Source organism: Streptomyces phaeolivaceus, assembly GCF_009184865.1.
Lineage (GTDB): Bacteria > Actinomycetota > Actinomycetes > Streptomycetales > Streptomycetaceae > Streptomyces > Streptomyces phaeolivaceus.
Genome location: NZ_CP045096.1, coordinates 3,923,735 through 3,947,181, shown reverse-complemented (window position 1 = coordinate 3,947,181; position 23,447 = coordinate 3,923,735). Strand labels below are relative to the sequence as shown.

14 protein-coding genes, 2 rRNA genes and 1 pseudogene are annotated in these 23,447 nt (G+C 69.0%); 10 read left to right on the top strand and 7 right to left on the bottom strand.

The window, feature by feature from the left end; genetic code table 11:
• Positions 1-46: 46 nt before the first annotated feature.
• Both F9278_RS18450 and rrf read left to right on the top strand, forming a co-directional pair.
• A 23S ribosomal RNA gene (locus F9278_RS18450) occupies positions 47-3,170 on the top strand.
• An 88-nt stretch (positions 3,171-3,258) separates the two neighbouring features.
• Positions 3,259-3,375: ribosomal RNA gene (gene rrf / locus F9278_RS18445) — 5S ribosomal RNA — on the top strand.
• Positions 3,376-3,445: 70 nt separating this feature from the next.
• On the opposite strand, the gene F9278_RS18440 is transcribed toward rrf, so the two are convergent.
• From F9278_RS18440 to F9278_RS18420, 5 genes are read right to left on the bottom strand one after another with little or no spacing between them, the layout of a single operon-like run.
• Positions 3,446-4,756, bottom strand: coding sequence for a DUF58 domain-containing protein (locus F9278_RS18440; protein WP_152169352.1), 1,311 nt, complete (start codon positions 4,754-4,756; stop codon positions 3,446-3,448).
• Complete coding sequence (locus tag F9278_RS18435; protein WP_152173937.1) at positions 4,756-5,745, bottom strand: AAA family ATPase; 990 nt, start codon at positions 5,743-5,745, stop codon at positions 4,756-4,758. Before F9278_RS18435 ends, F9278_RS18440 begins: the two co-directional genes overlap by 1 nt.
• Positions 5,745-6,935: a DUF4350 domain-containing protein gene (locus F9278_RS18430; RefSeq protein ID WP_152169351.1), complete on the bottom strand. Its 1,191-nt coding sequence runs from the start codon at positions 6,933-6,935 to the stop codon at positions 5,745-5,747. The genes F9278_RS18435 and F9278_RS18430 overlap by 1 nt, the downstream gene beginning before the upstream one ends.
• A complete protein-coding gene (locus F9278_RS18425) occupies positions 6,932-7,666 on the bottom strand; it encodes a DUF4129 domain-containing protein (RefSeq protein ID WP_226966800.1) in 735 nt (244 codons plus the stop codon). Before F9278_RS18425 ends, F9278_RS18430 begins: the two co-directional genes overlap by 4 nt.
• 4 nt (positions 7,667-7,670) lie before the next feature.
• The gene (locus F9278_RS18420) at positions 7,671-9,008 is read right to left on the bottom strand and encodes a proline-rich domain-containing protein (protein ID WP_152169350.1); all 1,338 of its coding nucleotides are present in this window, start codon (positions 9,006-9,008) and stop codon (positions 7,671-7,673) included.
• A gap of 140 nt (positions 9,009-9,148) precedes the next feature.
• On the opposite strand from F9278_RS18420, the gene mtnA reads away from it, so the two are divergent.
• The 7 genes and pseudogenes from mtnA to F9278_RS18380 all read left to right on the top strand — a co-directional run bounded on the left by mtnA (position 9,149) and on the right by F9278_RS18380 (position 17,904).
• Positions 9,149-10,294, top strand: coding sequence for an S-methyl-5-thioribose-1-phosphate isomerase (gene mtnA / locus F9278_RS18415; RefSeq protein ID WP_152169349.1), 1,146 nt, complete (start codon positions 9,149-9,151; stop codon positions 10,292-10,294).
• An 8-nt stretch (positions 10,295-10,302) separates the two neighbouring features.
• Positions 10,303-10,992, top strand: coding sequence for a two-component system response regulator MtrA (gene mtrA / locus F9278_RS18410; RefSeq protein ID WP_189823911.1), 690 nt, complete (start codon positions 10,303-10,305; stop codon positions 10,990-10,992).
• A gap of 1 nt (position 10,993) precedes the next feature.
• Positions 10,994-13,081 (top strand): MtrAB system histidine kinase MtrB, encoded by a 2,088-nt coding sequence (gene mtrB, locus F9278_RS18405; RefSeq protein WP_152169348.1) that lies wholly within the window; start codon positions 10,994-10,996, stop codon positions 13,079-13,081.
• Between the two features lie 103 nt (positions 13,082-13,184).
• Complete coding sequence (locus F9278_RS18400) at positions 13,185-14,897, top strand: LpqB family beta-propeller domain-containing protein (protein WP_226966799.1); 1,713 nt, start codon at positions 13,185-13,187, stop codon at positions 14,895-14,897.
• A 253-nt stretch (positions 14,898-15,150) separates the two neighbouring features.
• Positions 15,151-15,943: pseudogene (locus F9278_RS18395) on the top strand (ComF family protein).
• A gap of 314 nt (positions 15,944-16,257) precedes the next feature.
• Positions 16,258-16,950, top strand: a complete 693-nt coding sequence (hpf, locus tag F9278_RS18385; RefSeq protein ID WP_404818913.1) for a ribosome hibernation-promoting factor, HPF/YfiA family — start codon at positions 16,258-16,260, stop codon at positions 16,948-16,950.
• A gap of 204 nt (positions 16,951-17,154) precedes the next feature.
• Positions 17,155-17,904, top strand: coding sequence for a response regulator (locus tag F9278_RS18380; RefSeq protein ID WP_152169345.1), 750 nt, complete (start codon positions 17,155-17,157; stop codon positions 17,902-17,904).
• On the opposite strand, the gene F9278_RS18375 is transcribed toward F9278_RS18380, so the two are convergent.
• Both F9278_RS18375 and F9278_RS18370 read right to left on the bottom strand, forming a co-directional pair.
• Entirely contained in the window at positions 17,901-19,064 is a 1,164-nt protein-coding gene (locus F9278_RS18375) for a winged helix-turn-helix domain-containing protein (protein WP_152169344.1), read from the bottom strand. The two genes, F9278_RS18380 and F9278_RS18375, sit on opposite strands and share 4 nt — an antisense overlap.
• A 482-nt stretch (positions 19,065-19,546) precedes the next feature.
• Positions 19,547-20,134: a GNAT family N-acetyltransferase gene (locus F9278_RS18370; RefSeq protein WP_152169343.1), complete on the bottom strand. Its 588-nt coding sequence runs from the start codon at positions 20,132-20,134 to the stop codon at positions 19,547-19,549.
• A 288-nt stretch (positions 20,135-20,422) separates the two neighbouring features.
• Here F9278_RS18370 and secA point away from each other — a divergent pair, with 288 nt between their 5' ends.
• Positions 20,423-23,269 (top strand): preprotein translocase subunit SecA, encoded by a 2,847-nt coding sequence (secA, locus tag F9278_RS18365; protein WP_152169342.1) that lies wholly within the window; start codon positions 20,423-20,425, stop codon positions 23,267-23,269.
• Positions 23,270-23,447: the final 178 nt, after the last annotated feature.

Below are 23,447 nucleotides of genomic sequence, written 5' to 3'. Positions count from 1 at the left end.
TGGTTGGTCGTTGTTTGAGAACTGCACAGTGGACGCGAGCATCTGTGGCCAAGTTTTTAAGGGCGCACGGTGGATGCCTTGGCACCAGGAACCGATGAAGGACGTGGGAGGCCACGATAGGCCCCGGGGAGTCGTCAACCAGGCTTTGATCCGGGGGTGTCCGAATGGGGAAACCCGGCAGTCGTCATGGGCTGTCACCCTTGCCTGAACACATAGGGCAAGTGGAGGGAACGCGGGGAAGTGAAACATCTCAGTACCCGCAGGAAGAGAAAACAACCGTGATTCCGGGAGTAGTGGCGAGCGAAACCGGATGAGGCCAAACCGTATGCGTGTGAGACCCGGCAGGGGTTGCGTATACGGGGTTGTGGGATCTCTCTTTCACAGTCTGCCGGCTGTGAGGCGAGTCAGAAACCGTTGATGTAGGCGAAGGACATGCGAAAGGTCCGGCGTAGAGGGTAAGACCCCCGTAGCTGAAACATCAGCGGCTCGTTTGAGAGACACCCAAGTAGCACGGGGCCCGAGAAATCCCGTGTGAATCTGGCGGGACCACCCGCTAAGCCTAAATATTCCCTGGTGACCGATAGCGGATAGTACCGTGAGGGAATGGTGAAAAGTACCGCGGGAGCGGAGTGAAATAGTACCTGAAACCGTGTGCCTACAAGCCGTGGGAGCGTCGCGCATCAAGTTTACTTGGTGCGTCGTGACTGCGTGCCTTTTGAAGAATGAGCCTGCGAGTTTGCGGTGTGTTGCGAGGTTAACCCGGGTGGGGTAGCCGTAGCGAAAGCGAGTCCTAATACGGCGTTTGAGTAGCACGCTCAAGACCCGAAGCGGAGTGATCTAGCCATGGGCAGGTTGAAGCGGAGGTAAGACTTCGTGGAGGACCGAACCCACCAGGGTTGAAAACCTGGGGGATGACCTGTGGTTAGGGGTGAAAGGCCAATCAAACTCCGTGATAGCTGGTTCTCCCCGAAATGCATTTAGGTGCAGCGTCGTGTGTTTCTTGCCGGAGGTAGAGCACTGGATAGGCGATGGGCCCTACCGGGTTACTGACCTTAGCCAAACTCCGAATGCCGGTAAGTGAGAGCGCGGCAGTGAGACTGTGGGGGATAAGCTCCATGGTCGAGAGGGAAACAGCCCAGAGCATCGACTAAGGCCCCTAAGCGTACGCTAAGTGGGAAAGGATGTGGAGTCGCAGAGACAACCAGGAGGTTGGCTTAGAAGCAGCCACCCTTGAAAGAGTGCGTAATAGCTCACTGGTCTAGTGATTCCGCGCCGACAATGTAGCGGGGCTCAAGCGTACCGCCGAAGTCGTGTCATTCCAGCAGATACCCCCAACGGGGGCTGGGATGGGTAGGGGAGCGTCGTGTGCCGGGTGAAGCAGCCGCGGAAGCGAGTTGTGGACGGTTCACGAGTGAGAATGCAGGCATGAGTAGCGATACAAACGTGAGAAACGTTTGCGCCGATTGACCAAGGGTTCCTGGGTCAAGCTGATCTGCCCAGGGTAAGTCGGGACCTAAGGCGAGGCCGACAGGCGTAGTCGATGGATAACCGGTTGATATTCCGGTACCCGCTGTGAAGCGTCAAACACTGAACCAGGCGATGCTAAGTCCGTGAAGCCGCCCCGGAGCCTTCGGGCAAAGGGGAGTGGTGGAGCCGACGGACCAGACTTGCAGTAGGTGAGTGATGGGGTGACGCAGGAAGGTAGTCCATCCCGGGCGGTGGTTGTCCCGGGGTAAGGGTGTAGGCCGTGCGACAGGTAAATCCGTCGTACATGGAGGCTGAGACCTGATGCCGAGCCGATTGTGGTGAAGTGGATGATCCTATGCTGTCGAGAAAAGCCTCTAGCGAGTTTTATGGCGGCCCGTACCCTAAACCGACTCAGGTGGTCTGGTAGAGAATACCGAGGCGTTCGGGTGAACTATGGTTAAGGAACTCGGCAAAATGCCCCCGTAACTTCGGGAGAAGGGGGGCCATCACCGGTGATAGCACTTGCTGCTTGAGCTGGGGGTGGCCGCAGAGACCAGCGAGAAGCGACTGTTTACTAAAAACACAGGTCCGTGCGAAGCCGTAAGGCGATGTATACGGACTGACGCCTGCCCGGTGCTGGAACGTTAAGGGGACCGGTTAGTCAGGATTCGTCTTGGCGAAGCTGAGAACTTAAGCGCCAGTAAACGGCGGTGGTAACTATAACCATCCTAAGGTAGCGAAATTCCTTGTCGGGTAAGTTCCGACCTGCACGAATGGCGTAACGACTTCTCGACTGTCTCAACCATAGGCCCGGTGAAATTGCACTACGAGTAAAGATGCTCGTTTCGCGCAGCAGGACGGAAAGACCCCGGGACCTTTACTACAGTTTGATATTGGTGTTCGGTTCGGCTTGTGTAGGATAGCTGGGAGACTGTGAAGCTCGGACGCCAGTTCGGGTGGAGTCGTCGTTGAAATACCAGTCTGGTCGTGCTGGATGTCTAACCCGGGTCCGTGATCCGGATCGGGGACAGTGTCTGATGGGTAGTTTAACTGGGGCGGTTGCCTCCCAAAGGGTAACGGAGGCGCCCAAAGGTTCCCTCAGCCTGGTTGGCAATCAGGTGGTGAGTGTAAGTGCACAAGGGAGCTTGACTGTGAGACCGACGGGTCGAGCAGGGACGAAAGTCGGGACTAGTGATCCGGCGGTGGCTTGTGGAAGCGCCGTCGCTCAACGGATAAAAGGTACCCCGGGGATAACAGGCTGATCTTCCCCAAGAGTCCATATCGACGGGATGGTTTGGCACCTCGATGTCGGCTCGTCGCATCCTGGGGCTGGAGTCGGTCCCAAGGGTTGGGCTGTTCGCCCATTAAAGCGGTACGCGAGCTGGGTTTAGAACGTCGTGAGACAGTTCGGTCCCTATCCGCTGCGCGCGCAGGAATATTGAGAAGGGCTGTCCCTAGTACGAGAGGACCGGGACGGACGAACCTCTGGTGTGCCAGTTGTTCTGCCAAGGGCATGGCTGGTTGGCTACGTTCGGGAGGGATAACCGCTGAAAGCATCTAAGCGGGAAGCCTGCTTCGAGATGAGTATTCCCACCCACTTGATGGGGTAAGGCTCCCAGTAGACGACTGGGTTGATAGGCCAGATATGGAAGCCTGGTAACGGGTGGAGTTGACTGGTACTAATAGGCCGAGGGCTTGTCCTCAGTTGCTCGCGTCCACTGTGTTGGTTCTGAAACCACGAACAACCCCGCCCAGGGCCACTGGGTGGTGCGGTTGAGTGTTTCATAGTGTTTCGGTGGTCATAGCGTGAGGGAAACGCCCGGTTACATTCCGAACCCGGAAGCTAAGCCTTACAGCGCCGATGGTACTGCAGGGGGGACCCTGTGGGAGAGTAGGACGCCGCCGAACAAATATTGCGAAAGGCCCACACCTTATGGTGTGGGCCTTTTTGCTTTTCCGGGGTCGCCCCCCGGGGAATTCAGAGACGTCCCGCCGCCTTCAGCGCCAGATAGGCATCCGCCAAGACCGGCGCGAGGTTGTCCGGGGTGGCGTCGACGACCGTGACGCCGTGGCGGCGGAGCTGGTCGGCGACGCGGTTGCGGTCGGCTTGGGCCTGGGCTGCTGCCGCTGCCTCGTAGACGGCGTCCGTGGTGCCTCGGGAGTTGGCCATACGGGCGATGTGCGGATCGGCGACCGAGGCCACCAGGACCGAATGGCGTTGGGTGAGGCGGGACAGGACGGGGAGGAGGCCCTGTTCGACGGGGGCCGCGTCGAGGGTGGTGAGGAGAACGATCAGGGCGCGGCGGGGGGCCGTACGGAGTGCTGTGGCTGTGAGACCGCGGGCATCCGTTTCGACGAGTTCGGGTTCGAGCGAGGCCATGGCGTTGACCAGGGACGGAAGGACATCGCCCGCCGTGCGGCCCTGGACCAGGGCGCGTACACGGCGGTCGTAGGCCAGGAGGTCCACGCGGTCGCCGGCGCGGGAGGCGAGGGCGGCCAGGAGGAGAGCCGCATCCATGGAGGCGTCGAGGCGGGGGGCGTCGCCCACCCGGCCCGCGGAGGTACGGCCGGTGTCGAGGACGAGGAGGATGTGGCGGTCGCGTTCGGGGCGCCAGGTGCGTACCGCCACCGAGGACTGGCGGGCGGTGGCGCGCCAGTCGATGGAGCGGGTGTCGTCGCCGGGGATGTACTCGCGAAGGCTGTCGAACTCCGTGCCCTCACCCCGGGTCAGAACGCTGGTGCGGCCGTCGAGTTCGCGCAGGCGGGCCAGTTTGGACGGCAGATGCTTGCGGCTGGTGAACGGGGGCAGCACGCGTACGGTCCAGGGGACCTTGTGGCTGCCCTGGCGGGCGAAGAGAGCGAGGGGGCCGTACGAGCGGATCGTGACCCTGTCCGCCTGGCGGTCGCCTCTGCGGGTGGGGCGGAGGCGGGTGATGATCCGGCGGCGTTCGCCCGGGGGGACGGTGAGACGGTGGCGGGAGGACGTCACTTCGGAGCCGGGGAGCCAGCTGCTGGGCGGCCAGGCGTCACGGAGGTGGGCGCGCAGCGGGCGGTTGGAGGGGTTGGTGACCGTGAGGGTGACGTCCGCGGTCTCGCCTAGGCGTGCGGAGGTGTCACCGGAGCGAATGAAGCTCAGGCGGCGCACCGGGGCGGCGAGGGCGTAGTCGCAGGCGCATGCCAGAGCCAGCGGGGCGTTCACGGCGAGGACGCCCGTCCAGCTGGGCTCCCAGATGCCCACGGGGAGGGCGCCGAGTGCCGCGAGGAGTGCGGCGCGTCCGGTGGGGGCCATCAGCGGGGGACGGGGACGTGGGCGAGGATCGCGTTGATGACCGAGTCGGCCGTCACGCCCTCCATCTCGGCCTCCGGGCGGAGCTGCACACGGTGGCGCAGGGTCGGGAGCGCGAGTGCCTTGACGTCGTCGGGGATGACGTAGTCGCGGCCCGTCAGCCAGGCCCAGGCGCGGGAGGCCGCGAGGAGGGCCGTGGCGCCTCGGGGGGAGACACCGAGGGTGAGGGACGGGGAATCGCGGGTGGCGCGGCAGACATCCACGACGTAGGCGGTGATCTCGGGGGAGATTGTCGTCTTGGCCACGGCGGCGCGGGCGGCTTCGAGGTCGGCCGCGTTCGCGACGGGGCGTACGCCGGCGGCGCGCAGGTCGCGCGGGTTGAAGCCCTCGGCGTGGCGGGTGAGGACGTTGATCTCGTCCTCGCGGGACGGCAGCGGGACCGTCAGTTTCAGGAGGAAGCGGTCCAGTTGGGCTTCGGGGAGGGGGTAGGTGCCCTCGTACTCGACCGGGTTCTGGGTCGCGGCGACCAGGAACGGGTCCGGGAGCGGGCGTGGGGTGCCGTCGACCGTGACCTGGCGTTCCTCCATCGCTTCGAGGAGGGACGACTGGGTCTTGGGAGGTGTGCGGTTGATCTCGTCGGCGAGCAGCAGGTTGGTGAAGACCGGGCCGGGCTGGAAGGAGAACTCGGCGCTGCGGGTGTCGTAGACGAGGGAGCCGGTGACGTCGCTCGGCATGAGGTCCGGGGTGAACTGGACGCGCTTGGTGTCCAGTTCGAGTGCGGACGCGAGTGCGCGGACGAGCAACGTCTTGGCGACCCCAGGGACTCCTTCCAGTAGGACGTGTCCGCGGCAGAGGAGGGCGACGACGAGGCCGGTCACGGCGGGGTCCTGGCCGACCACGGCTTTGGCGATCTCGGCGCGCAGGGCCTCCAGAGAGGCTCGGGCGGTGCCCGGGTCCCCGGTGGTCCCGGCGTTGTCAGTGGTCGGGTCCATCATGAACGGCGTACCTCTCTTTCGAGGGCGTCGAGTTGGTCGGTGAGGGTGATGAGGGCCGTGTCGTCGCCGGGCGGCGGGCCGAAGAGGAGCGTCTGCAGGGGCTGTCCGTCGCCGTGGAGGTGGGCGGACAGGGCGGGGAGCAGGACCTCGGGCGTGTGCGCCCGGGAGACGGGGACACCTACGAGGGGGGCGAGGCGCGTGCGGGTGGTGGAGCGAAGAGCGGCGGCGGCGCGGTCGCGGGCGTTCGCCTTGCGGTAGAGGCGGGCGCGGCCTTCGACGGTTTCGGAGGCGCGGATCGCGACGGGGAGTTTCTCGGGCACCAGGGGGCCCAGTCGGCGTGCCCGCCAGAGGGCGGCGAGGGCGCCGGCGACGAAGAGTTGCAGGGTGCCCCAGAGCCAGCCCGAGGGGAGCAGGTCGAAGAAGCTGCGGTTGCCGGCGTCGGGGGCCGAGTCGGAGAGCGAGGGGAGGTACCAGACCACATGGGGGCGCGAGCCGAGGAGTTGGAGGGCGAGGGAGGCGTTGCCCTGCTCGTCGAGGCTGCTGTTGAGAAGGATGTCGGGGGCGCCGAGGACGACGGTGTCGCCGTCCCCCTCGGCCTCGGGGACGCGCACCAGGGTGGGCAGCCCGTCCTCGGGGTAGCAGGTGTCGGCCGCGCGGGCGGTGACGTGGTAGCGGACCCCGCCGGTGTCGGCGCTGCCCGCGCGGCGGGCGGCGGGCAGTTCGCAGCGGGGCGTGAGGGTGGAGTCCGGGCTGAGGGAGGCGTCGGCGGTGACGCCGGGGGCGAGGGCACTCACGGACGGGGAGCCGGGGGCCACGAGGACTGTCCGGCCGCCGGAGGCCTCGGTCGCCGCGCGGAGGCGGTCCTGCTGGGAATCGGTCAGCAGGTCCGGGACGGCGATCAGGAGCGTGGTGTCGGGGCCGGCGGCGGCGCTCGCCTCGTCGAGGGTGGTGACCAGCCGGGTCGACACGCCCCGGTCGTCGAGGAGTTCGGCGACGGCGCGGCTGCCGTCGGTGTCGGCGGAGCGCGGGTCCAGGCGGCCGTGTTCGGCGCCGGAGCGGATCACCGCGATCACGGCTGCGGCGGCCAGGAGGATGAGCGCCGCGAGTACGACACCGCGCGCGCGGGTCCACACCTGGCGGGCCGTGGGCGAGACCGAGGTGGACGGGAGCATGGCCTCGGTGGTCATTCGGCGGCTCCCGGGCGGGTGCTTCGGGCCGTGTCCGCGGTGTTCACGGTGCTCGCGGCGGTGCTCGCCAGCGCGGGCCTGGTGCGTTCCAGGTCGGTGTCGAGGGCGGCGAGCCGGAGGTATGTTCCCTCGGCCGCGGATCGGCCGCCGTATGTGACGTCGTCGAAGTCCCGGGCGGCAGTGCGCAGTCGGTCCGCGTGGGCGGGGAGCACCGAACCGGCCTCGGAGGCCGCCTCGTCGGCGGTCCGGCCGGGGCGTATGTCGAGCAGGGCGCGTTCCTCCAGGGAGCGGACGACGGCGCGCATGCGTTCCTGGACGGCCTGGTTCCAGTGGCCCTGGGCGGCCTGTGCCTCGGCGGCGGCGCGGTGTTCGGCGGCGCTGCGGGGGCGGTCGTCGAAGAGGGTCGCGGAGGAGGCCGGGGCGCGGTGCGGGGTGCCGAGGCGCCACCACAGTGCGCCGAGGAGGGCCAGGACGGCCAGGACGATGACGACGAGGCCGAGCGTGCCTCCGGGGGTGGCGGCCGAGGCGGCGCCGAACACCTTGTCGAGCCACTCCCAGAAGGCGTCCATGGCGCGCTCGTACCAACTGGGGTCGTTCTCGTGGTACATGCCCTTGGACAGCTCGCGTTCGGCCGCCTCCCGCGCGGGGTCGCGCGGGAGCGTGACGGGTGGCTCGTCCGCCGCGCGCCACGACATCGGTACGGCTGTCAGTGCTCCCCCCGGCAGTCCCACCCCATCAGCTCCCCGGGGTGGTGGCGCCCGGGGCGTCGCCGTAGCCCTGGAGGCCGGCGGCGCGGCCCAGTTCGAGGTCGAGGGCCTCGCGGCGGATGCGCTGGTCGATGTAGAGGAGCACGGTGACGCCCGCGCTGATCGGGAAGGTGAGCGTCGAGCCGATCACCGCGCCGACGCCGCTGATGACGAGGTAGGTCCAGCCGAGTGCGGCGCCGCCGGTGGTGATGAGGCCGGAGATGCCGTCCCCGTCCAGGGCCGCGCCCGCGAAGGAGAAGGGGATCACGACGATCGACGCGACGACGTAGGCGATGATCGCGGCGAGCAGCTGGATGCCGAGGACCCGCCACCAGGAGCCGCGCACCAGCTTCACGGAGCGGCCCAGCGACTTGCGGACGCCCTGCTTCTCCAGCATCAGGGCGGGCGAGGCGAGCGAGAAGCGGATCATCAGCCACACGGTGACGACGAACGCGCCGAGTCCGCCGAGGACGGCGAGGAGGACGCCCCCGCCGGCGGAGCCCACGGCGGCGAGGAGGACGCCGGGCAGGACGCCGACGGCCATGATCAGGGCGGCGATCACAAGCAGCAGGACGGTCAGGCCGCCCAGCCGGAAGAGCTGCGGGCGGGCGTCCCGCCAGGCCTCGGCGGTGGTCACGGACCTGCCGAGGACGGCGCGGCTGGTCACGGTCGTCAGCAGGGCCGTCGCGATGATCGTGCCCAGCAGGGAGATGACCATGACGACGGAGGTGCTCACCAGGGTGTCGCCCAGCGCGCGGCCCAGCTCGCCGGGGGTGGCGGTCGGGTCGTTGAGGGCGTCCGAGCTCGCGGCGTCGTTGAGGACCAGGCCCTGGAGCAGGATGACCGCGATCTGGGTGACGACCGCGACGGCCAGCGAGATGCCGAGGACCGTGCGCCAGTGCGTGCGCATGGTGGAGACCGCGCCGTCGAGGATCTCGCCGATGCCCAGCGGGCGCAGCGGGATCACACCGGGCTTGGCCGCGGGCGGGGGGCCGCCCCAGCCGCCGCCCCGTCCGGGCGGGCCGTAGCCGCCGGGGCCCGGCTGCTGGGGGCCGGGGTGGCCGCCCCAGCCCGGGACGGGCGGCGGTGGTGGGGTCTGGCCGGGGGCCTGCGGGGTCGGAGCGGACCACTGGGCGGGCGGCGGCTGCTCCTTGGACCACTTGGACGGCGGCTGCACCTGGTCCGCGCCGCCCTGTCCGGCCGGCTGCGCCTGGTCGGCGCCGGTCCGGTCCGGCTGGTCCGTCGGCTGCGCGGAGCCCTGCTGGTCCGGCTCCTGGCCGCCCGAGGGGGCGGATCCGGGCGAGGCCCAGCCCGGAGTGTCCTTCATCGTCGCTCCTTCACGGTGCCCGTCCGCGGTCGCGGCGGCAGGTTGGCGCCCATCGTGCCACGCGGTGTCCGGGAAGTGACCGGGGGCCGTATGCGCTGCGCACCTTCAATTGTCCGACGGATAGGGGGCAGACTGACCGCATGGCTGATCAGTACGCGCGATCCGGCGACGACATCCGGCCGACCGGGATACCGGCGATCCGCTGGGACGAGCCCCCCGAGGGCCCGGTCCTGGTGCTGCTGGACCAGACGAGACTGCCGGCCGAGGAGGTCGAGCTGGTGTGCACGGACGCGCCCGCGCTGGTGGAGGCGATCCGTTCGCTCGCCGTGCGCGGGGCGCCGCTGCTGGGGATCGCCGGGGCGTACGGCGTCGCGCTCGCCGCCGCGCGCGGTTTCGAGGTGGAGGAGGCCGCCGACGCGTTGGCGGGCGCCCGGCCCACCGCGGTGAACCTCGCGGTAGGTGTGCGCCGGGCGCGGGCCGCGCACCGGGCCGAGCTCGGCCGGACGGGCGACCGGAAGGCGGCGGCCGGGGCGGCGCTCGCCGCGGCGCGGGCGCTGCACCGGGAGGACGCCGAGGCGAGTTCCCGGATGGCCGCGCACGGGCTGGCGCTGCTGGACGAGTTGCTGCCGGGCGGTGGGCACCGGGTGCTCACGCACTGCAACACCGGGTCGCTGGTGTCGGGCGGTGAGGGCACGGCGTTCGCGGTGGCGCTCGCGGCGCACCGGTCGGGGCGGCTGCGGCGGCTGTGGGTGGACGAGACCCGGCCGTTGCTCCAGGGTGCCCGGCTGACCGCTTATGAGGCGGCGCGCAGCGGAATGGCGTACACCTTGCTCACGGACAATGCCGCGGGCTCGCTGTTCGCGGCAGGGGAGGTGGACGCGGTGCTGGTCGGAGCCGACCGGATAGCCGCCGACGGATCGGTGGCGAACAAGGTCGGGACCTATCCGCTCGCGGTGCTCGCCCGGTACCACCATGTGCCGTTCATCGTGGTGGCGCCGGTGACGACGGTGGATCCGGACACCCCGGACGGGGCGTCCATCGAGGTGGAACAGCGTGCCGGCCATGAGGTGACGGAGATCACCGCGCCTCAGGTGCCGGTGGCGGGAGCGGAGGCGGGAGGGGGGATCGCGGTGGCACCGCTGGGGACCCAGGCGTACAACCCGGCGTTCGATGTGACGCCGCCCGAGCTGGTGACGGCGATCGTCACCGAGGAAGGGGCCGTATCGCCGGTGACTCCTGATGCGCTTGCAGAGCTGTGTGACAGGTCACGCCAGGTAACGATTTAGTTAATGGGATGATGGCATTCATGAAGGGACGAGTCCTTGTCGTCGACGACGACACCGCACTGGCCGAGATGCTCGGCATTGTGTTGCGTGGTGAAGGTTTTGAGCCGTCTTTCGTAGCCGACGGCGACAAGGCGCTGGCCGCGTTCCGTGAGGCCAAACCGGATCTGGTGCTGCTGGATCTGATGCTGCCGGGCCGGGACGGGATCGAGGTGTGCCGTCTGATCAGGGCGGAGTCCGGGGTGCCGATCGTGATGCTCACGGCCAAGAGCGACACTGTCGATGTGGTGGTCGGCCTGGAGTCGGGCGCGGACGACTACATCGTGAAGCCGTTCAAGCCGAAGGAGCTGGTGGCCCGGATCCGGGCCAGGCTGAGGAGGTCGGAGGAGCCGGCGCCGGAGCAGCTCGCCATAGGTGACCTGGTCATCGATGTGGCCGGGCACTCGGTGAAGCGAGAGGGGCAGTCGATCGCCCTGACGCCGCTGGAGTTCGATCTGCTGGTCGCGTTGGCGCGCAAGCCGTGGCAGGTGTTCACCCGGGAGGTCCTGCTGGAGCAGGTCTGGGGGTACCGTCACGCGGCGGACACCCGTCTGGTGAACGTTCATGTGCAGCGGCTGCGTTCCAAGGTCGAGAAGGACCCGGAGCGGCCGGAGATCGTGGTGACCGTCCGTGGTGTCGGATACAAGGCAGGGCCCAGCTGACATGTCCGGTGACAGTGCCGCTTCGGCGCCCGGCCAGCCGGGGACCCGCGCGGAGCGGCCTGTCGGCCGGAAGTCGGCGGGTTCCCGCTGGGGGCGTCTCCTTGAGGGCGGGTTGCTCCACGGCGGAGTCCAGGGCAGCCCGGTTCTGAGGCTGTTCGTGCGCTGGGTGCGGCGCCCGTTGCTGCCCGTGATGCGGCTGTGGCGGCGCAACATCCAGCTCAGGATCGTCGTGACGACCCTGCTGATGTCGCTCAGTGTCGTGCTGCTGCTGGGCTTCGTCGTCATCGGTCAGGTCCGCAACGGTCTGCTGGACGCCAAGGTCAAGGCCTCGCAGAGCCAGGCCACCGGTGGTTTCACGGTCGCCGAGCAGAAGGCGGACGACGAGGCGAGCGCGGCCGGGAACGACATCGTGGATCCGGACGGCGACCGGGTGCAGAACGTCGTCGAGTGGATGACCAACCTGGTGAACTCGCTGTCCAGCGGCGGCCAGGGCGCGTTTGACGTGGTGACGCTCAGCCCCGCCTCCTCCGACGGCGACACCGGGGGCCTCGGACCGCGTGTCTCGGGGGGCGTGAGGTGGGACGTCAGCGTGCCCGTGGAGCTGCGCGAGCGCGTCGGCGACGGCACCAGCGCCGTCCAGAGCTACACACGGATCCACTACGACAACGGCCAGGAGTCCCAGCCGGCGCTGATCATCGGCAAGGAGATCAGCGACCCCAACAGGGACACGTACCAGCTGTACTTCCTCTTCCCGCTCACCCAGGAGGAGAAGTCCCTCAGCCTGGTCAAGGGGACGCTGGCGACGGCCGGGCTGTTCGTGGTCGTACTGCTCGGGGCCATCGCCTGGCTCGTGGTGCGGCAGGTCGTCACGCCCGTGCGGATGGCGGCCGGGATCGCCGAGCGGCTGTCCGCCGGGCGGCTTCAGGAACGGATGAAGGTCAGCGGCGAGGACGACATCGCGCGGCTCGGCGAGGCCTTCAACAAGATGGCGCAGAATCTGCAGCTGAAGATCCAGCAGCTGGAGGACCTGTCGCGGATGCAGCGGCGGTTCGTCTCCGATGTGTCGCACGAGCTGCGGACGCCCCTGACGACCGTCCGGATGGCCGCGGACGTCATCCATGACGCGCGCGTGGACTTCGACCCGGTGACCGCGCGGTCGGCCGAGTTGCTCGCCGACCAGCTGGACCGGTTCGAGTCGCTGCTCGCGGATCTGCTGGAGATCAGCCGGTTCGACGCGGGCGCGGCGGCCCTGGAGGCCGAGCCGATAGACCTGCGCGAGGTCGTGCGGAAGGTCGTCAGCGGGGCCGAGCCGCTCGCGGAGCGCAAGAGCACGCGGATAAGGGTGCTGGGGGACCAGCAGCCCGTGGTGGCCGAGGCCGACGCCCGGCGGGTGGAGCGGGTGCTGCGCAACCTCGTGGTCAACGCCGTGGAGCACGGCGAGGGCAAGGACGTCGTGGTCAAGCTGGCGGCGGCGGGCGGCGCGGTCGCGGTCGCGGTGCGGGACTACGGGGTGGGACTCAAGCCGGGCGAGGCGACCCGGGTGTTCAGCCGTTTCTGGCGGGCCGACCCGGCACGCGCGCGTACCACCGGTGGTACGGGACTGGGGCTGTCCATCGCCCTGGAGGACGCCCGGCTGCACGGGGGCTGGCTGCAGGCGTGGGGCGAGCCGGGCGGCGGTTCGCAGTTCCGGCTCACCCTGCCGAGGACGGCGGACGAGCCGCTGCGGGGGTCCCCGATACCCCTGGAGCCGAAGGACTCCCGGCGCAACCGTGGACTCAACGACGCCGGTCTCCCGCTCGACGGCAGCGGCAAGCTCGCCACGGTGCCGGTGCAGGCCGGTGAGCACGGGGCCGCGCGGACGGCCATAGGGCCCCGGCCGGGCGCCGGAGCGGCTCCCACGGCCGACCCGACGGCGCTGCCGGGCAACGGCGCGCGTGTGGTGCCCCGGCCCGGTGGTCCGTCGGCGCCACCGCCCCAGGCTCCGCCCGCGCGGCGGTCCGACGACGGTGCGGGGCGGGCGGAGGAGAGGCCGGCGGAGCGCGACGCGGAGCGGCGGCACGAGCAGGGGGAGGCATTCCGTGGGCGCTGACCGGGTGAGACGCGGCCGAGGGCGTCCGACGCGGGCGACCGTGTACCTCGGCATCGGGTCCGTACTGCTGGCGGGGTGCGCCTCGATGCCGGACAGCGGGGACATGCGTGATGTCGAGTCCACGCCGAGGCAGGACGCGAAGGTGCGGGTCTTCGCGCTGCCGCCCGCGGAGGACGCCGAGCCGCAGGAGATCGTGCAGGGTTTTCTGGAGGCCCTGACCAGCGACGACCTGGACTATGAGACCGCGCGCAAGTACCTGACCGGTGAGGCGCTCAAGAGCTGGGAGCCGAGCGAGTCGACCACGGTCCTCGTCGCGTCGCCCATTCCGTACACCCATGTCACGGGGAAGCGGCCGGATGCCGACGAGGCCCGGATCGAGCTGTCCGGTACCAAGGTCGCCCTGGTGGACGGGCAGCACGCGTACACACCCGCCGGTGGGGAGTACAGCAAGACCGTGCACCTCACGCGCGTGAAGGACACCCAGCAGTGGCGTATCGACCGGCTGCCGCCGGGGGTGGTGCTCGGCAGATCGGACTTCGAGCGCAACTACAAGTCCATCAACAAGTACTACTTCACCTCCGCCGCGCAGTCCGGGGAGCCGGGGACGGTCGCCGACCCGGTCTATGTGCGCAGCCAGGTCGACCCGGTGACCCAGGTGGTCCGGGACCTGCTGAAGGGTCCCACCAGCTGGCTCAACCCGGTCGCGCGGACGAGTTTCCCCTCCGGTACGGCCCTGCGGAAGGGCACCCGGGCGCTGACGCCCGACGACCAGAACAGACTGGTCGTGCCGCTGAACAAGAAGGCCGACCGGGTCTCGGACAGCCGGTGCAGGGAGATGGCCGCCCAACTCCTCCTCACGCTCCAGGACTACATGCCCACGGGTGTGGACTCGGTGGAGCTGCAGGGGTCCACCGGCACACAACTGTGCGAGCTGAGTGGGGGCGAGGCCGACATCATCGGCTCGCACGGCTTCAACAAGAGCGCGCAGTACGAGTACTTCATCGACGGTGACCACAAGCTCGTGCGGCTGCCCGAGCGGAACTCGGTGACCACACCGACGGATGTTCCCGGTGCGCTCGGTGAGGGCGAGAAGCAGCTGCGGTCCGCGGCGGTGTCGCGGGGCGAGGACCGGGCGGCCGGGGTGTCGGCCGACGGGAGCGAGCTGTATGTGGCGCCGCTGACGGCGGGGGGCACGCTCGGCGATCCGGTGCTGCGCAGTGCCGGTGCCACCACGAAGGACCGGCTGACGACGCCCAGTTGGGACGGGCGGGGCGATCTGTGGGTGGCCGACCGGGACCCCGACAAGCCCCGGCTGCTGGTCCTGGCGGATGGCATGGGTGAGCCGCTGGAGGTCCGGACGCCCGGTCTGGACGGGCGCATCGAGGCGGTGCGGGTGGCCGCCGACGGGGTGCGGGTCGCGCTGATCCTGGAGAACGAGGGCGAGCGGACGCTGTACATCGGGCGCATCGAGCGGGACGCCGACGCGGAGAGCACCACCGTCTCGATCGTCGAACTGCGGTCCGTGACACCGGATCTGGAGGACGTCACCGCCATGTCGTGGGCGGGCGACAGCCAGCTCGTGGTCGTGGGGCGCGAATCCGGTGGTGTGCAGCAGGTGCGGTACGTCCGGGTCGACGGCTCCCCGATGCCGGACTCCGGGCCCTCCGCGCTCACCGGGGTGGACGAGGTCGCCGCGTCGGAGGACGAGAGCCAGCCGCTGGTCGCGCACTCGGCCGACGGGATCGTCCGGCTGGCACCGGGCGCGCAGTGGCAGACGGTGGTCAAGGAAGGGTCGGCGCCGGTCTATCCGGGCTGAGCGCCGGGCGAGGGGCGCCGCGGGGGTGACCCGCGGCGCCCTGCCATGTCCTGCCGTGCCGTGCCGTGCCGTGCCGTGCTGTGCGGCACAACCGGGTCCTCGCCCTGTTCGGTCTTTTTGTGGTGGGGCTCGGTCTTTCTTGGGCACCCGTCATTCGTGTGGGTGACAACGTCCTTGTGGTTGCGCCGAGTTGTCCACAGGCGGTTGTCCACAGGGGTGGCAGGGCTTCGTACGCGTTGGCACAGTGGTGGGCATGCGGGGGTGGTGGCAGGACCTCACGGATCTGGTGCTGCCGGCCGAGTGCGGAGGCTGTGGAAGGCCTCGCGCGGTGCTCTGCCCGGAGTGCCGCGCCGCTCTGACAGGGGCCGCACCGTGCCGGGTACGGCCGGTTCCGGAACCGTCGGGGTTGCCCGTGGCGCACGCGGCGGCGCCGTACGAGGACGCGGTGCGGGCCACGCTGATCGCGCACAAGGAAAGGGGTGCGCTTGCGCTCGCCGGACCGCTCGGCTCGGCCTTGGCGGGGGCCGTACGGGCGGGCGGTGACGGGCCGGTGCTGCTGGTTCCGGTGCCGTCCGCGCGGCGGGCGGTGCGGGCGCGGGGGCACGACCCGGCCCGGCGGATCGCCCTCGCGGCGGCCGGGGAGCTGCGGCGCACCGGGACGTCGGCCCGGGTGGCCGGGGTGCTGCGGCAGCGACGGACCGTGGCCGACCAGTCGGGGCTGGACTCCCGGCAGCGGCTGGACAACCTCGCGGGTGCGCTGGAAGTGGCCGCCGGGGGTACCCGGCTGCTGGGCGGTGGCGCGGTCGTGCTGGTGGACGACCTGATGACCACCGGTGCCTCGCTCGCGGAGGCGGCACGTGCGGTGCGGGCGGCCCGGGAAGGAGGGGCCGCCGGAACGGGGGAGTTCGATGCGCGACGAATGGCGGAGAACGCGGTGCGAACACGAGGGGTGACGGGAATGGCGGGTGCGGAGGGAGCCGGAGACGGCATCAGAGCGGCGGTGGTCGCCGCGCCCCCCCGACTCTTTCCAAATAAACCGGAACTGACAGAGATCTTGCATCGTTGCAGGTGGTAAGAGGGCCAATTCACCTGAACGGAGGTACGTCTCGGTAGAGGGTGACGACATCCGTCCGAGCGAGATATGTTCGGTTGTGAGGGAATGGCCCCGGCCGTTCACCACATATCCGAATGCTGCGCTGCGGATTTTCCGAATCACCCCGCGTCGGTGGGTGGAGATCTTGCCCACGGGGGAGGAGGAGGTGGAAGTCACCGAGTCCGCGGTTCCGGGAGTCACCGGAACCTGGTGCACAAGGGAGATGCTCCGCCAGTGGAGCGGAGCGATCCGGGAACGGAGTTCTGCGTGGACATCGTCGTCAAGGGCCGCAAGACCGAGGTGCCCGAGCGGTTCCGCAAGCACGTGGCCGAGAAGCTGAAGCTGGAGAAGATCCAGAAGCTCGACGGCAAGGTGATCAGCCTCGACGTCGAGGTGTCCAAGGAGCCCAACCCCCGACAGGCCGACCGCAGTGACCGGGTGGAGATCACGCTCCACTCCCGCGGGCCGGTGATCCGGGCGGAGGCAGCGGCAAGCGATCCGTATGCGGCGCTCGACCTGGCGGCGGACAAGCTGGAAGCCCGGCTGCGCAAGCAGCACGACAAGCGTTACACGCGCCGAGGCGCGCGCAGGCTCACGGCCGCGGAGGTCGCCGACCACGTCCCGGGCGTGGCGACCCTCAACGGCAACGGATACGTCGCCGACGAGGAGCAGCCGGACGGCGTGCCCACCAAGCGGATCGGCTCGCTGGAGGTGAAGGGCGAAGGCCCCCTCATCGTCCGCGAGAAGACCCATGTGGCGTCCCCGATGACCCTCGACCAGGCTCTCTACGAGATGGAACTGGTCGGGCACGACTTCTACCTCTTCGTCGACTCCGAGACCAAGGAACCCAGTGTCGTCTACCGGCGGCACGCCTACGACTACGGCGTCATCCACCTCAGTACGGACCCGATGGTCGCCCAGGCGCACGCGGACGCCGCGGGCGGCGCGCTCGGCGGCTGACCGCGCCGGGTGACAGCTGAGCCGGTGCCCCTGGAGCGTTTGTGCGCCCCCAGGGGCACCGGTGTGCGACCCCTTGCCGCCCGCTCTGTCACCCCAGTGCGGGCCGGGCATGAAATCATGGCCGAACCGGCCCCAACCGGGGGGTCGTTGCCTTGGGTTGGCAATGGCACAGGAACACAGGCCACGGCCTCAGGGGGAGGAACGATGGCGGACAGCAGTTTCGGACCGATGCGTGACGAGGACGCCGACGAGGGTGCCGTCGGTATGGGCTCCGCCGAGGGCTCCCCGCGGAAGGAGCCGATCCGGGTTCTCGTCGTGGACGACCACGCGCTCTTCCGCCGCGGTCTGGAGATCGTGCTCGCCGCCGAGGAGGACATCCAGGTCGTCGGCGAGGCCGGTGACGGGGCGGAGGCGGTCGACAAGGCCGCGGATCTGCTGCCGGACATCGTGCTGATGGATGTGCGGATGCCCAAGCGCGGTGGTATCGAGGCGTGCACCTCCATCAAGGAGGTGGCTCCCAGCGCGAAGATCATCATGCTGACGATCAGCGACGAGGAGGCCGACCTCTACGACGCGATCAAAGCCGGGGCGACCGGTTATCTCCTCAAGGAGATCTCCACCGACGAGGTGGCCACGGCAATTCGCGCGGTCGCCGACGGGCAGTCGCAGATCAGCCCCTCGATGGCGTCGAAGTTGCTCACCGAGTTCAAGTCCATGATTCAGCGGACCGACGAGCGGCGGCTCGTGCCGGCGCCGCGGCTGACGGACCGGGAACTGGAAGTGCTCAAACTGGTGGCGACCGGGATGAACAACCGGGACATCGCCAAAGAGCTGTTCATTTCCGAGAACACCGTGAAGAACCATGTGCGCAACATCCTGGAGAAGCTGCAGCTGCACTCCAGGATGGAGGCCGTCGTGTACGCGATGCGGGAGAAGATTCTCGAGATTCGTTAGGTCAGGGCGCGCAGCAGAGGCTCGCGCAGTTCCGGGGCGTCCACGCGTTCCACGCGTACGTCCGTGCAGTCGACCCAGGTCGCCGCTTCCAGGAGGGCCTGGGCCACGGCCGGGACCGCCTTGGGGCCGTCGAGGGTGACCTGTTTGGCGACCAGGGTGCGGCCGTCGCGGGCGGGGTCGACCCGGCCGACGAGCCGGCCGCCGGACAGGACAGGCATCGCGAAGTAGCCGTGCACGCGCTTCTGTTTGGGGACGTAGGCCTCCAGCCGGTGGGTGAAGCCGAAGATCCGTTCCGTGCGGGCCCGTTCCCAGATCAGGGAGTCGAACGGGGACAGGAGCGTGGTGCGGTGCCGGCCGCGCGGAGGTGCGGCCAGGGCCGCCGGGTCGGCCCAGGCGGGCTTGGCCCAGCCCTCCACCGTCACCGGGACCAGGCCCGAGTCGGCCACCACCGCGTCGAACTGCTCGCCCCTGAGGCGGTGGTAGTCGGCGATGTCCGCGCGGGTGCCGACGCCGAGGGCCTCGCCGGCCAGGCGGACCAGGCGGCGTACGCACTCCGTGTCGTCCAGGTCGTCATGGAGGAGGTCCGCGGGGATCGCGCGCTCGGCGAGGTCGTACACCCGCTTCCAGCCGCGGCGTTCCACGCAGACCACCTCGCCGTACATCAGGGCGCGTTCCACGGCGACCTTCTCGCCGGACCAGTCCCACCACTCGCTGGTGCGCTTGGCTCCGCCCAGTTCCGTGGCCGTGAGGGGGCCCTCGGTGCGGAGCTGTTTGACGACGCGGTCGTAGGCGCCGTCCGGGAGTTGGTGGTTCCAGTGGGGGCGGGCGCGGTAGGCGCGGCGGCGGAAGGCGAAGTGGGGCCATTCCTCGATGGGGAGGATGCAGGCGGCGTGGGACCAGTACTCGAAGGCGTGCGTGTCCGTCCAGTAGGCCCTGTCGACCGTGGTGCGGCCGACCGGGCCGAGGCGGGCGTACGGGATGAGTTCGTGGGAGCGGGCGAGGACCGAGATGGTGTCGAGCTGGACCGCGCCCAGGTGTCGCAGGACGCCTCGGACGCCGGATCTGCGGTCCGGGGCGCCGAGGAAGCCCTGGGCCCGTAGGGCGATGCGGCGGGCCTCGTCTGCGGTGAGTTCTGTGATGGGGCGCGGGAGGGAGGTCATGCTCCGCAGGGTAGGGGAGGGGTCTGACAGTGGGGGGTGAGCTGCGGGGATGGGGTGGGGAGAGGAGAGGAGGGGAGGGGGACGGGCGTGGGTGTGGGGGCTGTGCTGGGGCTTGGATCGGTGCGGGTGCCGGGTTTTCCGCCCCCGCCGCCCCTACCCGTCCCATCCCCAGGGGCGCTGCCCCTTCGACCCCGGCCGGCCCCTGGGGGCTGCGCCCCCAGACCCCCCTGTCGGCCTTCGGCCTCGTCCTCAAACGCCGGACGGGCTGGAAGGGGTGCGGCCTTGTCCTCAAACGCCGGACGGGCTGGAAGGGGTGCGGCCTTGTCCTCAAACGCCGGACGGGCTGGAAGGGGTGCGGCCTCGTCCTCAAACGCCGGACGGGCTGGAAGGGGTGCGGCCTTGTCCTCAAACGCCGGACGGGCTGGAAGGAGTGCGGCCTTGTTCTCAAGCGGAGGGCGGGCTGGAAGGGGTGTGGGCTTGGGCTAAGCGCCCGGTGGGCCGGGTGGGGTGGCCGGTAGGTACGGGGTAGTGGCGGGGAGGTCGAGGTCTGAGGGGAGTAGGGAGGCGAGCCAGCAGTCGCGGCGGGTTCCGTTGTTGTCGAGGGCGGATCTGAGGGTGCCTTCCAGGTGGAAGCCGGAGTGTTCGGCTACCGCGCGGGAGGCGGTGTTGCCGACCTCGGCCCGCCATTCGAGGCGGTCGAGGCCGAGTGCGGTGAAGGACCAGCGGGCGACGGCGCGGGTGGCCTCGGTGATGTAGCCGTTGCGGCGGTGTTCCCTGGTGGCCCAGAAACCGATCTCGCCTGTGCCGGGGGAGCGCATGGTGATGCCGAGCATGCCCGCCAGTTCACCGGAGGGCAGGAAGACGCCGAAGGTGAACATGGAGGCGTCGGCCCAGCCTTCGGGGACGGACTGTTCTACGAAACCCGCCGCGTGCTCACGCAAGTACGGTGAGGGGATCGTGGTCCAGCGCTGGATGTCAGGGTCCTGGGCGGCCGCGTACACCTTGTCGGTGTCGCGCCGGTCCACGGTGCGCAGCAGCAGGCGCTCGGTGGTCAGGGTGACGGGGTCCATCGGGCGATTCTGCTCGGCGGAGCGGAAGGACGCCATCCTGTTCGCGGCGGTTCCGCTTCGCGGCGGTGCGTGAGGGGGCGGTCACAATTCGCGCATTTCGTGTGCGGAACGCGGCACCATCCGCAACGCCCACCCGTTGTCCTGGTAGCTGTCACTGCCAGACCTCCCGGCACGGCGGGGTCCTCGCTTACGATGGCCGTTGCCCAAGCTGTGATGGAAAACTGCCAACTGTCATTCTGTCATTGAAACCGACCGTCCCAGGCCCGATCGGCAAGGAGACAAAACCCCGTGTCCGTCCTCTCGAAGCTCATGCGTGCAGGCGAAGGCAAGATCCTGCGCAAGCTGCACCGCATCGCGGACCAGGTCAACTCCATCGAAGAGGACTTCGTCGACCTCTCCGACGCCGAGCTGCGCGCCCTGACCGAGGAGTACAAGCAGCGGTACGCCGACGGTGAGACCCTCGACGACCTGCTCCCCGAGGCGTTCGCCACCGTGCGCGAGGGCGCCAAGCGCGCACTCGGCCAGCGTCACTACGACGTGCAGATCATGGGCGGCGCCGCCCTGCACCTCGGCTATGTCGCCGAGATGAAGACCGGTGAGGGCAAGACCCTCGTCGGCACGCTGCCCGCGTATCTGAACGCGCTGTCCGGCGAAGGCGTCCACCTGATCACGGTCAACGACTACCTGGCCGAGCGCGACTCCGAGATGATGGGCCGCGTCCACAAGTTCCTGGGCCTGGAGGTCGGCTGCATCCTGGCCAACATGACGCCGGCCCAGCGTCGCGAGCAGTACGCGTGCGACATCACCTACGGCACGAACAACGAGTTCGGCTTCGACTACCTCCGCGACAACATGGCGTGGTCCAAGGACGAGTTGGTCCAGCGCGGCCACAACTTCGCGATCGTCGACGAGGTCGACTCCATCCTCGTCGACGAGGCCCGTACGCCGCTGATCATCTCCGGCCCGGCCGACCAGGCCACCAAGTGGTACGGCGACTTCGCCAAGCTGGTCACGCGTCTGAAGAAGGGCGAGCCCGGCCAGCCCCTCAAGGGCATCGAGGAGACCGGCGACTACGAGGTCGACGAGAAGAAGCGCACGGTCGCCATCCACGAGTCCGGCGTCTCCAAGGTCGAGGACTGGCTGGGCATCGACAACCTCTACGAGTCGGTGAACACCCCTCTGGTGGGCTACCTGAACAACGCCATCAAGGCCAAGGAGCTCTTCAAGAAGGACAAGGACTACGTCGTCATGGACGGCGAAGTCATGATCGTCGACGAGCACACCGGCCGTATCCTCGCCGGTCGCCGCTACAACGAGGGCATGCACCAGGCGATCGAGGCGAAGGAAGGGGTGGACATCAAGGACGAGAACCAGACGCTCGCCACGATCACCCTGCAGAACTTCTTCCGCCTCTACAAGCGCCACGACCACAACGGCAAGGAACGGCCCGGCCTCTGCGGCATGACCGGTACGGCGATGACCGAGGCCGCCGAGTTCCACCAGATCTACAAGCTCGGTGTCGTCCCGATCCCGACCAACCGGCCGATGGTCCGCAAGGACCAGTCCGACCTGATCTACCGCACCGAGGTCGCGAAGTTCGAGGCGGTCGTCGACGACATCGTCGAGAAGCACGAGAAGGGCCAGCCGATCCTCGTCGGTACGACGTCGGTCGAGAAGTCCGAGTACCTGTCGCAGCAGCTGAGCAAGCGCGGCGTCCAGCACGAGGTGCTCAACGCCAAGCAGCACGACCGGGAGGCGACGATCGTCGCCCAGGCCGGCCGCAAGGGCGCCGTGACCGTCGCGACGAACATGGCCGGCCGCGGTACGGACATCAAGCTCGGCGGCAACCCCGACGACCTCGCCGAGGCGGAGCTGCGGCAGCGCGGTCTCGACCCCGAGGAGCACATCGAGGAGTGGGCGCACGCCCTGCCCGAGGCGCTCGCGAAGGCCGAGGAGGCGGTGAAGGCGGAGTTCGAGGAGGTCAAGGACCTCGGCGGGCTGTACGTCCTCGGCACCGAGCGGCACGAGTCCCGCCGGATCGACAACCAGCTGCGCGGTCGTTCCGGCCGTCAGGGCGACCCGGGCGAGTCCCGCTTCTATCTGTCGCTCGGCGATGACCTGATGCGTCTCTTCAAGGCCCAGATGGTCGAGCGCGTGATGTCCATGGCGAACGTGCCGGACGACGTCCCGATCGAGAACAAGATGGTCACCCGCGCGATCGCCTCCGCCCAGTCGCAGGTCGAGCAGCAGAACTTCGAGACCCGGAAGAACGTCCTCAAGTACGACGAGGTCCTCAACCGGCAGCGTGAGGTCATCTACGGCGAGCGCCGGCGCGTTCTGGAGGGCGAGGACCTCCAGGAGCAGATCCAGCACTTCATGGACGACACCATCAACGCGTACATCACCGCCGAGACCGCCGAGGGCTTCGCCGAGGAGTGGGACCTCGACCGGCTGTGGGGCGCCTTCAAGCAGCTCTACCCGGTGAAGGTCACCGTCGAGGAGCTGGAGGAGGCCGCCGGGGACCGGGCCGGGCTGACCGCCGAGTTCATCGGCGAGTCCATCAAGGACGACATCACCGAGCAGTACGAGGCGCGTGAGGCGCAGCTCGGCTCCGAGATCATGCGGGAGCTGGAGCGCCGGGTGGTGCTGTCGGTGCTGGACCGCAAGTGGCGTGAGCACCTCTACGAGATGGACTACCTCCAGGAGGGCATCGGCCTGCGCGCGATGGCCCAGAAGGACCCGCTGGTCGAGTACCAGCGCGAGGGCTTCGACATGTTCACCGCCATGATGGAGGGCATCAAGGAGGAGTCCGTCGGCTATCTGTTCAACCTGGAGGTCCAGGTCGAGCAGCAGGTCGAGGAGGTCCCGGTCGAGGACACGAAGCCGTCCCTCGACAAGAGCGACGCGGTGCCGGCCCAGGCGGGTGCGTCCCGGCCGGAGATCCGTGCGAAGGGGCTGGAGGCCCCGCAGCGCCGTGACCGTCTCCACTTCTCCGCGCCGACCGTCGACGGCGAGGGCGGCATCGTCGAGGGCGATCTGCCCGAGGACGAGCCCGTCCGCTCCGAGGCCGACGGCCTCACGCGGGCGGAGCGCCGCAAGCAGCAGGCGAAGACCAGCCGTCGCCGTAAGAAGTAGGTGAGGGCCGCCGCTCTGCGAGCGGTGAGTGGTGAGCGGCGAGTAGTGACCATGAGTGGTGAGCGGTGACCATGAGTGGTGAGCAGTAGTAGGCCGTGAGGCTGTGAAGGGCCGGCATCTTCGGGTGTCCGGCCCTTCGTGCGTTCCGGCCGAGGCCGCGTGCCGGGCGGGCCGCGTG